We start from the raw sequence: 10649 nt of genomic DNA, 5'->3' as shown, positions 1-10649 counted from the left end.
GCTGTGCCAGCCACCCGGTGCCCAGCGTGAACAGCAGCAAGACCGTGACCACGGTCAGGTAGATCCGCAGCGCCAGCGTCTTCATGCGGTTTCGGTGTCAGCGTCCTGCTTCTTGGCGAACACGTAGCCCGCGCCACGCACGGTGAGGATGCGCTTGGGCTCTTTGGGATCGTCTTCGATGGCGGCGCGGATGCGCGAGATGTGCACGTCGATGGAGCGATCGTAGGCCTCAAGGGGATGGCCTTTGAGAGCGTCCATGATGTGGTCGCGGCTGAGCACGCGGCCGGGGTGCTGGGCCATCACGGAGAGCAGTTCGAACTGGTAAGAAGTCAGCTCGCAGGGCGTGCCCGCCAGCCGGACCTGGCGCAGGCCGGCATCAATCTCAAGCCGGCCAAAGCGCCACACGTCGTCGTCCTGGGCGGCGGGATTGGTGCGGCGCAAAAGGGCGCGCAAGCGTGCCAGCAGTTCGCGCGGCTCAAAAGGTTTGGGCAGGTAGTCGTCGGCCCCAACCTCCAGGCCCACGATGCGGTCGGTGGGCTCACCTCGGGCGCTGAGCATCAGCAGGGGCAAGGTGCGTGTGCGGGAGGCTGATCGCAACTCGCGGCACAGGTCCAGGCCGTCGCCATCGGGCAGCATCAGGTCAAGCACCAGGGCATCGACCGCCTGGCGCGCCAGCAGTTCACGGCCCGCGCTCAAGGTGGGGGCGCTGGAGACCTGGTAGCCGTGGCTGCGCAGGTAGTCGCCCACCATGGCGCTCAGGCGCAGGTCGTCGTCGATCAATAGGATGTGCTCGCTCATGTCCAGCATTGTCGCCCCCTGCAGCCTCAATGCTCAAGCCGGGCGTGAGCCTGGCCACGCGACTTCACCTGGTCGTGGTGCTTTTCCGCTTTGGCGACCAGTTCAGCGCGTTGCGCTGGGGTCAACACCTTGCCGGCATCGAGCGCGAACTGCAGCATGCGTTTGCTCAGCGCATCGTGGTTGGCCAGGCCTTGCTGGCGCAGCTTTTCAGCGGCGGCGGCATCCAGTTGAGGTTGGGCGAACAGGGCCAGCGTTTGCTCATGCACGCCGCGTCCGGCTTCGTGCAAGGGCTTCAGATCAGCCTCTGCGGATTTGGCCAGCACCTTGATCTGCGTGCGCTGGGCATCGGTGGCCTTGACCTGGTCCAGCACGCGATCCAGGCGGCGACCACCCAGCGGCATCATGTCCGGGCCACCAGGGCCGGGGCCGTGCATCATGCGGCCGTGGTGATGGGGAGGCTCGCCACTGGGCGCCGAAACGCTGGAAACTGCACCGGGCTCCTGGGCTTGCGCCAACGAGCTCATGCTGAAGGCTGACACGGCCGAAATCACCAACAAGGCGCTGGCCATGGCCAGCGGTCTCCACATGTCGGCGTGAGTGAGTTTTGCGATCTTGCCCATGGTTTGTTTCCTTTGGCGGGAGATGGCCCTTGCCACCTGTCCATGCCTTCATGGTGCGGGCGTGCCGTGAACGCGGTGTGGCCGGCCCGTAAAGATCTGTGAAAACACTCAAATCATGCTGGCGGCCATGTTGATGGTCAAGGCCAGCAAGGTGGTGTTGAACAAGAAGGCCAACACGCAGTGGATCAGGCCAATGCGCCGCATGGCGCTGTTGGTGAAGCTGACATCGGCCGTTTGGGCCGAGGTGCCGATGACGAAGGAAAAGTAGACGAAATCGCCGTAATCAGGCGCCTCGGTGCCCGGGAAATCCAGACCACCGGCGGCACCCTGGCTGCCATCCAGGTAATAGTCGTGGGCGTAATGCAGGGCGAACATGATGTGCGTGAACGCCCAGGAGGACACGATGGTGGTGATGGCCAGCCCAATGTGCAGGAACTTGGTGGCCCGGGCCATGTCTTTGACCAGCGAGAGCTCGGCCACGATGGCCGCCAGGCTGGCCACGGCGGCCACGATGACCAGCACCAGGATGGTGATTTGCCCCTCGTCCTCAAGGTTGGCGCGCCAGCGGATTTTTTCACGCGACGAACGGGCCATCATGACCCATGCCAGCACCAGGTACACCACGACACCGGCGTTCCAGCCAATCAGCATTCGGGTGGTGAGGCTTTGCACCACACCCGCCGGCAGCAGTGCCATGATGGCCACTGCCAACGCGGCGGCGATGAACAAGCGTGGCCGGACCTGGACCTGGCGGATGAATCGATTGCGATGCAGGGACATCCCGGGAGTATCGGGCAGGAACAAGCCGCATCGCCGTGCTAACGTGTCTCAGCTTTTGGAGTTTCCCCATGTCTGAGCTCAATGGGCCCGCCCGGCCCCGCGCACGCCGCCCGCGTGCCAGCACCAAAGGCACCGTCACGCCCCCAACCGCGCTGCCGACCCGGCTAGACACGCTGCGTGAGGCTTTGGTGGCCTGTGTTGATTTGCTGAAACAACGCCGAGCCAACCTGATCCCGCCCAGCGACATCGACGAGTTCATCGAGCTGGACTGGATGGTTTGGGACGGCGGCAGCCTGACCCTGACCCTGACGGGCAGCAACATCTGCCGACAAGCGAGGATGCGGGCCGTATCGGCCGATGGGTGAGTGGCCTCAGGCCGGCGTGGCCACGTTGCACTCGCGGCGCAGCACGGCCATGGCGTCTTTCAAGGCGTAGTCGGCATCGCTTTTCAGGGTGGCCTGGGCTTCGGTGACGAAGGATTGCCACAGCTGAACGTAGTCGTCCTGGTGCTGCATGGGCGCGTGGTCGCGGATGTACTCAACAGCCAGTTCGGTGTCCAGGCCGGTTTTTCGGATCTTGCGGATCAGGGTGCCCGCGCTGCGTTCGGTCAGCATGGTCTTGGGCGCGGTGCCAGTGGCCACGCACAAGAACAAGGTGATCAATGAACCTTCGTCGCTGTGCCCTGCGGTGACTTTTTTCCAGCTGGCGGAGGCGGATCGATCGTGGTGATCCACCTCGCTCAAGGCGTCTTCAATCCAGAAATAGCGCCCCCGGAAGGTGGGCGTTTTTTGGAACAATTTTTGAGGCGTCAAGCTGGCGTCCAGGATCTTGGGCAGATCGGCCAGGACCGACTGCCAGGCTTCACCGACCACGGGCTTGAGGTGCTCGGGTAACTTGGGCGGCAGGCTTGCGGTCAACTTGGCCGGCGGTTTTTTGCGCAAGGCCCCCACCATCTTGTCGAAGGCGGCCCAGTCGGGCAGGTCGGTGTGCTTGGTGGCCAAGGCGAGCAGCGCGGTGCGGATGACCGCATCGGCGTCGGCCCCGGCTTCTTCCAGCTCGGCGGCGTCCATGCCCAAAGCTTCGGCCAGCCAGATGGCCGCGTCCATGGCGTGGGTGGCGTGGCTGCGCTGGGCCAGCTCGGCCCGGTAGTCGGCCAGGCTGCGCAAGGACCACTTGGCCAGTTGCGGGATGTGGTCGTCGTTGAAGCCGTGGCGCTCGTTCATGCCAAAGTGGCTGGTCTGCGGCATGGCGATCAGGCGCTTGAGCATGTCCGAGCCGCCTTTGGAACGCGACAAGAAGGAGTGGTCGCGCAAGGATTCAGCCGCCAGGCGCAAGTCGCTGCCGGTGCTTTCTTCCAGGTACAGGCTGACCAGGTTGACGATCCGATCCTTGGCCTTCTCAAGCTCGGGGCGCAAGAACTCGCTGCCAAAGTAGCTGGCGATCTGCACCATGCCTTTGGGCGCATCGTGGCAGATGGTGTCCAGCTTGGGCTGGTCGATAATGCCGTTTTGCACGCCGTACTGCAGCGCCTTCTCGAAGAAAGGCCGCGCGTCGTAAACCGCGATGGATGAGGGTGAAGTGGAAGTACTGCCCGTCATTTAAATCGCCGACTCTTCTTCCGACTCCAGGGCGGCCGGGGTGACTTTGCCTCGGTCGGTGTCGGCCAGGTCAACCTTGCCGTCGCCCTCTTCGGCCTCGTCCGCCTCTTCAATGCCGGCATCGAAGGCGCGCGATTTGGCGCGCAGCACCAGCAGCATCTCGATGAACAGATCGGGGCATTGGTAGCGCAGGATCCAGGCGAGTTCCATCCAGTCCTGGTCGGCCACCTCGTCTTGATCGAGGATGGGCTTGACGTAGGCCGAGGCATAGAGCGCGGTCTCGGACAGCATCTGGCCGTCGTCTTCCAGGGCGTCGAAACTGCCGGTGCGTGCAAAGGTTTCAACCCGGCTCCACTTGTCGGCAAAGTAGTCGGCCAGCGCTTCGCTGCCGCCTTCCAGGTCGCCCACGGCGGTCAAAAACTCAACCGGGCTGGCGTCTTCGCGGAAGATGATGGAGTTGACCATGCCGCGCAGGTGGGTGCGGGTGAGGTCCTTGTAGCGCTTTTCAATCACCACGGCGCGGGCGAACTGGGCCGGCGTGACCATCAGGTTGATGATCGACTCCTTGGAGGTGTCGTACTCGCGGATGACGGCCAGGATGTCCTTGGGCGGCAGCTGCGCCAGCACGACCATCAAGGCACCATCGCCTTCGCTGTCGGCCAGCTCGACCAAGGCGGATTCGGCCCCCACGATGTCGCCAGCGGCGATCAGGCTTTGCGTTTTGGCGATCAGGGCAAGGTGGTGGCTGCTCATCAAATCTCTTTCTTGGTTCAAACGGTCAATCAATCACTCTTTGCGGTCGAAACCTTGCTCGACCATCCAGTCGGCGCCGGCCTCTTCTCGGGCACGGGCCTCGTCATTTTCTTCTTGGTCCAAAGCGCCGTCGCGGTCTTCGCCATCTTCCGTGTCCTCATCGGCCACCTGGGCGGCTTGTGAGGGGTCGACCTTGCCGTGCATGTATTCCAGGCCGGCGGCCACGGTCAGGAAGCGGCCACCAGAGGGCTCTTTCAAGAAGACCTGAGCCAGCTCTTGCGCCCAGGGCGTCAGCTGCACGGCGTTGGCCAGGGTGTCCCACTCTGGGAACTCGTCCACCTCCAGGCTGAGCAATTGGTCCATCAGCACCGGCTGAGGAAAGCGGAAGCCTTGGTGGAACACCACCGCGACCATCTCGGGGCAAAGCTCAACCATCTGTAGCAAGAAATCGACCTCCTTGCGCTTGGCGGCCAGGCGCTGGCGCAGCACGTCTTTGCCTTCGGAGTCAGAGCTCAGGTCGTCGAGTTCGGCCTGGTAGGCAGAGCGCAGTTCGTGGAAGAAAGGGGAGATGCTCATGTGGGGCTGAAGTTGGTCAAAGCAAGGCGCTGAAATAGTTTTGCCAGATGTCTCTGGCGGTCTCGATCGGGCTGTCGAGCAGGTTGCGGCGGCGGTTGTCGTCGTAAGCTTGGCGCTTGGCGGCGTCGGACAGGACGTCGTAGGCCTCTTGCACGGCCCGAAAACGCTCGGCCGCGTCGTCGGCGGCATTGCGGTCGGGGTGGTACAGCGAGGCCTTCTGGCGGAAAGCCTTCTTGATGTCGGCCAGGGTGGCGGCGCTGCCCAGGCCGAGGCTGGCGTAATGGTCTCTCATACTTGCGCGCAAACCCGTATTATTCATCCGGAATGGCGCGCGTGGGTAAACAAGGCCAGATCGGGGCCCCAGCGCCAAAGGCCGACGCGAGGTCGGCCTTCGGCGACGCTGAGCCAGATCAGGGCTGGTACAAGCGGTTCAGCGGAATGGCCGTGAAGCTGGTCGCCCCCGGCTTCAACCAAGACAGCCGCATCACTGCAGTGCCGATCAACTCGTAGTATTCGACCGTGATGTCATAGCGCTTGCCCGCCTCCATGGCGATGTCGGCGCTGGTGTCCGTGGCCGCCTTGTGCGATGTCCAATGGTCGATGACCTTTTGACCATTCACGGTCACACGGACACCGTCGTCACTGAGTGTGCGCAAGCGGTACACCCCCGTCGAGTCCGCCTGCACCGACCCCGTCCATTTCACACTGAAGAAGTCGGTGTGAACCGCTGCAGCAGGGCGGGCAGTGCCCCAGTCGAAATCAGGGTTCTCGACACGCGTGGCCACCAGCGTCTTGCCAAGCAGGCCCTGGTTGAAATACTCGCCCTTCAACCCCGTCCCCGTGGCCGGCACGACGATCGGAGGCTGGCCCGAACCGTTCGGCGCTTGGTACAGGGCGAAAGAATCCGGCTTGCTGTGAAGCATGAGACCATCATCGTTGATCTGGACCAAGGCGCCACCGAAGCCGGTGAGGCTCGAAATGTCGATCACCACGGGTTCTGCGGTCGAGGAGTAGCACCCGCAAAGCGGGTATTGCATGGCGTTGGGATTGTTGGAACCGATCATCTGCCCCTTGACGTTGATCGCGCGAACGGCATACCCCACACCACTCGACAAGGTGGCCCCGGTGTACAGCTTGCCGCTGTCAGGATAGACCTTCACGCCAAAGAAATCGACCACGGCCTGGCCGACATCGTTGATCACGACCAGATCGGGCATGTTGAATTGGTCGTTGATGTCGGGGAAGCCGTTGTAGGCATTGGCCGTGTACGACAAGGCCAAGGTGCTTTGCCCCGAGGTCGACATGACACCTGCGTTCACTTGGCCGCCGGGGTTGCCGGGGTTCGCGATGAAATCGCTGACATAGCCCAGTTGCTCGACATTGTTGAACGAGGTGACGTTGCCGGGAATGCTCACGGCCACGGTGCCGCCGGTGTTCGACCAGGTGCCTGCGTGGCCGATGGTCACGCCGCTGTCATTGACGAACTTGCCGCCAAAGCCCTGGGGCACGATCTTGACGCCCCCACTGGCGGACCAGAAAAATGGCGTCGTGTCATCGAGGAAGCCGGTGACGAAACCCGTGTTGCTCAGGTCATTGGCCACCAGCTTGGTGTAGGTGCCTTGTGGTGAGACGCTGCTGAGATTGACGATCGTGCTGGTGCCTTTGACCAAGTCAAGCACGGTGAACGAGGTGTCGCTGCTGCGGAGCAGGACCTGGCGGGCATTGTTGAGATCGACCGCCTGACCAGCACCTTCGTAGACCTTGGTGAAATCGGCCACGGTGGCGGCAAAAGCGAAATTTTGCGCGGCCAAAGCGGCGGCGACCACAGTCAGTGTATGAATGATTTTCACTGGAGCTCCCTAGAATGATGTTTGTAGACGCAATGATCATCAAGGCCTGGCCAAGGGTCAGCAACCCGACATAACCCTGCCCTCTACTTGGTTAGGGGGTCCCCCTGACTCAGCCGCTTCGTGAAGGGCATCCAAGTTGCTCGCCCGGCTTGTCCGAAATTCGCGCACAAAATACGGACAGGAGCCGTATTCATGTCATCGACAAGCGACCACATTTCAGCGCTCATCAGCGTTGCCGGGCCCGGACACGTCTGGGTACCTGGCGACTTTGCGCAGCTTGGCAACCGCGATGTGATCGACAAGACCTTGCAGCGCATGGTCGCCAGCGGCCACTTGCGCCGCATTGACCGTGGCCTGTATGACCAGCCCATCATCAACAGCCTGACCCATCGGCCGACCACGCCGGACTACCGCGCCGTGATCGACGCACTGGCCAGGCGGGACCAGGCACGGATGCTGATCGATGGCATGACCGCCGCGAACGAGCTGGGCCTGACGGACGCCGTGCCAGCGCGTGTGACCATTCACACCGACATGCGCCGCCGCTCCATCCAGATTGATCAACTCACCATCGAATTCAAACTGACGGCGCCCAGCCGCCTGTATTGGGCAGGCCATCCGGCCATGCGGGTTGTGCAGGCCTTGCACTGGCTCAAAGACATGCTGGCCACAGATGGCGACACGCTCAACAAGAAGCTGGCCCGCATCCTGAACAACGCCCAGCATGGGAAAGACATTCGCGCCGATCTGGCGCAGGGCTTTGCCGCCATGCCCGGATGGATGCAAGACTTCCTGCGCGCCATGCCCGACTTCGATCCGACCATGCCGCCACACCCGAAGAAGGGCCAAGATGAACCCCGCCTATGAAGAGGTGATCTCCGCCAGCGATGCCGACCGTGGCGCGCTGTTCGCCGAACCAGCAGCCAGGCTTGGTACCCCGGTTTAGAACGTCGAAAAAGACTTCTGGGTCTGCTGGACGCTGGATGCGCTGTTCAACGGCCTTGAGCCCGCCAACCCGCGCCTGCTGTTCAAAGGTGGCACCTCGCTGTCCAAAGCGTTTGGCCTCATCCCCCGCTTTTCAGAAGACATCGACATCACCGTGTTCCGAGAAGACATCGGGCAGACCATCGATGCGGCAGAGCTTGATGCGATGACCGGCAAGCAGCGTCGCAAAAGACTCGATGCCATCAGAGATGCTTGCCACGCCTACATCAATGGCCCCTTGCTGAGCCAACTCGCCCAATGCGCCACCGCCGTCATTGGCAAGGAACGCTTTCGGCGAGAGGCAGACCCGGATGATGATGACGGGCAAACGCTGTTGCTGTGGTACCCCGCCGCAACAGCGCGGCCCAACGACTACATCCGCTCCGCCGTCAAGATCGAGGCCGGAGCCAAGTCCGCACTTGACCCGCATACCCGGGCCACCGTGAGGCCCTATGTGGCCGATGACCTGCAGCGCCTTGACCTTGTCGTTCCGAACGTCGTGACCGTTGAAGCAGAACGGACGTACTGGGACAAGATCATCATCCTTCATGGTCTGCGCCAATGGCATGACCGGCGCGGCGTCCTGCGGCACGGCGGGCAACGCGTATCGCGCCACTACTACGATGTCCATCAGCTCTTGCGCCGTGAACAGGCCAGTCAGTGGCTGGGCAACCGTGCCCTGGCCACCGATTGCGCGCAGCATGCCAGGTTGTTTTTTGGCAGCCCCGATCTGGGCTTGACCACGTCAGCTCATGGCTCCTTCACACTAACCCCATCGCCCGACATGCGAGAAGCACTGAGGGCAGATTACATGGCCATGGCAGGCATGGTTTTCGGTGAAGTGCCAACGCTTGATGCGGTGCTGAGCAGCATTGAAGAGGTTGAGCAAGCTTTGAATGGATGAGTCATCGGGGAACTGCTTGACCTCCCTGCTTGCTCATAGATCGCTGCGATGGCGTGCTGTTGCCAAGCTGGCTGTGTCTGAGCCCACTTCTGATTTTCGTTGAGGATTGCCAAGCGCCTTCTCCCTTAACTCTCGACAGCACGAAGCGCCGCTTCCAGCTTTCCCCTGCTCGCTGCCCTGAGCTTCAGCAGCCCAATCTCGCGTGCAGTTTATAAGTAGATGCAATGGTAGAAGAGATGAAAAATATAGGCGAGAAAGCAAAAAACCCTAAGTAGATCAACTACTTAGGGTTTTGTCTTGGCGGAGAGGGTGGGATTCGAACCCACGGTACCTTGCGGTACGCCTGATTTCGAATCAGGTACATTCGACCACTCTGCCACCTCTCCTGTATGCGGGGCTCGCTGGGGTCTAGTCAGCGTCCAGCCAATGCTGGAAAGACATAGATTATAGCATCAAGCTTTCAGCACTTCCTGGCCGCCCAGGTAGGGCCGCAGCGCCGCCGGGATGCGGATGCTGCCATCGGCCTGCTGGTGGTTCTCCAGCACGGCCACCAGCGCGCGACCCACGGCCAAGCCTGAGCCATTCAGCGTGTGCACCAACTCGTTCTTGCCTTGGGCGTTCTTGAAACGCGCCTGCATGCGCCGCGCCTGGAAGGCCTCGCAGTTGGACACCGAGCTGATCTCGCGGTAGGCATTCTGCGCGGGCAGCCACACGTCCAGGTCGAAGGTTTTGGTCGCGCCAAAGCCCATGTCGCCCGTGCACAGTGACACCACGCGGTAGGGCAGCTCCAGCTTTTGCAGCACGGCTTCGGCGTGGCCGACCATGGCATCCAAGGCGGCATAGCTTTCATCCGGGTGCACGATCTGCACCATCTCGACCTTGTCAAACTGGTGCTGGCGGATCATGCCGCGCGTGTCGCGCCCGGCGCTGCCCGCCTCAGAGCGGAAGCACGGCGTGTGGCCAGTCAGCTTGATGGGCAACTGGTCGATTGGCACGATGGTGTCGGCCACCGAGTTGGTCAAGGTGACTTCGGAGGTGGGGATTAAATACCACTTGCTGCCCGAGGCATCGCCATCGCCCGAGGTGACGTGGAACAGGTCTTGTTCGAACTTGGGCAACTGGCCGGTGCCCTGCAGGGCCTTGGCCTGCACCAGGTAGGGCGTGTAGCACTCGGTGTAGCCATGATCAAGCGTTTGCGTGTCCAGCATCAACTGGGCGAGCGCGCGGTGCAGGCGGGCAATGGGCCCCTTCAAAAAGGTGAAGCGGGCGCCCGACAACTTGGCGCCGGTTTCAAAGTCCAGGCCCAGCGGGCCGCCCACGTCCACATGGTCCTTCACCGCGAAGGCGTAGGTTTGCGGCGTGCCCCAGCGGCGCACTTCCACATTGCCAGATTCATCAAGGCCCACGGGCACGCTGTCGTGCGGCAGGTTGGGCAGGGACAGCAGCAGGTCTTGCAGCTCGGACTGGATCACCTCCAGGCGCTCGGCACTGGCCTTGAGTTCATCGCCGATGCCGCCCACTTGCGCCATCACGGCCGAGGTGTCTTCACCCTTGCCCTTGAGGGCGCCGATTTGCTTGGACAGGCTGTTGCGCTGCGATTGCAGCTCTTCGGTGCGCGACTGGATGGTCTTGCGCTCGGCCTCCAGGGTGCGGAAACGGGCTTCGTCCAGGAAGGGCTGAGGGTTCTTGCGCAAGGCCAGGCGCGCCAGCACGCCGTCGAGGTCTTTGCGCAGCAGGTTGATGTCAAGCATGTTGGTTCGGTAAAGAAGAAAGAGCGATGGGATGA

Annotated in this window: 12 protein-coding genes and 1 tRNA gene; 3 read left to right on the top strand and 10 right to left on the bottom strand. The window is 62.2% G+C overall.

What is annotated here, in order from left to right; all coding sequences use genetic code 11:
• Positions 1 to 81: 81 nt before the first annotated feature.
• The 3 genes from H7225_RS17360 to H7225_RS17350 form a co-directional block, all read right to left on the bottom strand.
• On the bottom strand, positions 82 to 798 hold the full coding sequence (locus H7225_RS17360; RefSeq protein ID WP_290664097.1) for a response regulator transcription factor: 717 nt from the start codon (positions 796 to 798) through the stop codon (positions 82 to 84).
• 26 nt (positions 799 to 824) lie between these two features.
• A complete protein-coding gene (locus H7225_RS17355; protein WP_290664095.1) occupies positions 825 to 1418 on the bottom strand; it encodes a Spy/CpxP family protein refolding chaperone in 594 nt (197 codons plus the stop codon).
• A gap of 108 nt (positions 1419 to 1526) precedes the next feature.
• Positions 1527 to 2198, bottom strand: coding sequence for a DUF1345 domain-containing protein (locus tag H7225_RS17350; RefSeq protein WP_290664093.1), 672 nt, complete (start codon positions 2196 to 2198; stop codon positions 1527 to 1529).
• A gap of 68 nt (positions 2199 to 2266) precedes the next feature.
• Between H7225_RS17350 and H7225_RS17345 the strand changes: the two genes are divergently transcribed.
• Positions 2267 to 2563 carry a hypothetical protein gene (locus H7225_RS17345; protein ID WP_290664092.1) on the top strand — a complete coding sequence of 99 codons (297 nt, stop codon included), beginning with the start codon at positions 2267 to 2269 and terminating at the stop codon, positions 2561 to 2563.
• 6 nt (positions 2564 to 2569) lie between these two features.
• Here the strand turns inward: H7225_RS17345 and H7225_RS17340 are convergent, their stop codons facing one another.
• The 5 genes from H7225_RS17340 to H7225_RS17320 all read right to left on the bottom strand — a co-directional run bounded on the left by H7225_RS17340 (position 2570) and on the right by H7225_RS17320 (position 6975).
• Positions 2570 to 3796 carry a hypothetical protein gene (locus H7225_RS17340; protein WP_290664090.1) on the bottom strand — a complete coding sequence of 409 codons (1227 nt, stop codon included), beginning with the start codon at positions 3794 to 3796 and terminating at the stop codon, positions 2570 to 2572.
• A complete protein-coding gene (locus H7225_RS17335) occupies positions 3797 to 4549 on the bottom strand; it encodes a hypothetical protein (RefSeq protein WP_290664088.1) in 753 nt (250 codons plus the stop codon).
• A 33-nt stretch (positions 4550 to 4582) separates the two neighbouring features.
• Positions 4583 to 5125, bottom strand: coding sequence for a hypothetical protein (locus tag H7225_RS17330; RefSeq protein ID WP_290664086.1), 543 nt, complete (start codon positions 5123 to 5125; stop codon positions 4583 to 4585).
• A gap of 16 nt (positions 5126 to 5141) precedes the next feature.
• Positions 5142 to 5417 carry a DnaJ domain-containing protein gene (locus tag H7225_RS17325; RefSeq protein ID WP_290664084.1) on the bottom strand — a complete coding sequence of 92 codons (276 nt, stop codon included), beginning with the start codon at positions 5415 to 5417 and terminating at the stop codon, positions 5142 to 5144.
• A 118-nt stretch (positions 5418 to 5535) separates the two neighbouring features.
• On the bottom strand, positions 5536 to 6975 hold the full coding sequence (locus H7225_RS17320) for a PA14 domain-containing protein (RefSeq protein WP_290664082.1): 1440 nt from the start codon (positions 6973 to 6975) through the stop codon (positions 5536 to 5538).
• 192 nt (positions 6976 to 7167) lie between these two features.
• Here H7225_RS17320 and H7225_RS17315 point away from each other — a divergent pair, with 192 nt between their 5' ends.
• Both H7225_RS17315 and H7225_RS17310 read left to right on the top strand, forming a co-directional pair.
• Positions 7168 to 7842, top strand: a complete 675-nt coding sequence (locus H7225_RS17315) for a DUF6088 family protein (RefSeq protein WP_290664080.1) — start codon at positions 7168 to 7170, stop codon at positions 7840 to 7842.
• Between the two features lie 112 nt (positions 7843 to 7954).
• Positions 7955 to 8863, top strand: coding sequence for a nucleotidyl transferase AbiEii/AbiGii toxin family protein (locus tag H7225_RS17310; RefSeq protein WP_366481720.1), 909 nt, complete (start codon positions 7955 to 7957; stop codon positions 8861 to 8863).
• A gap of 298 nt (positions 8864 to 9161) precedes the next feature.
• On the opposite strand, the gene H7225_RS17305 is transcribed toward H7225_RS17310, so the two are convergent.
• Positions 9162 to 9249 (bottom strand) — tRNA-Ser (locus H7225_RS17305).
• 66 nt (positions 9250 to 9315) lie between these two features.
• Entirely contained in the window at positions 9316 to 10614 is a 1299-nt protein-coding gene (gene serS / locus H7225_RS17300) for a serine--tRNA ligase (protein ID WP_290664078.1), read from the bottom strand.
• Positions 10615 to 10649 lie beyond the last annotated feature (35 nt).

Source organism: Aquabacterium sp., assembly GCF_014378415.1.
Lineage (GTDB): Bacteria > Pseudomonadota > Gammaproteobacteria > Burkholderiales > Burkholderiaceae_C > Aquabacterium.
This window is presented reverse-complemented; position numbering and strand designations above follow the sequence as displayed.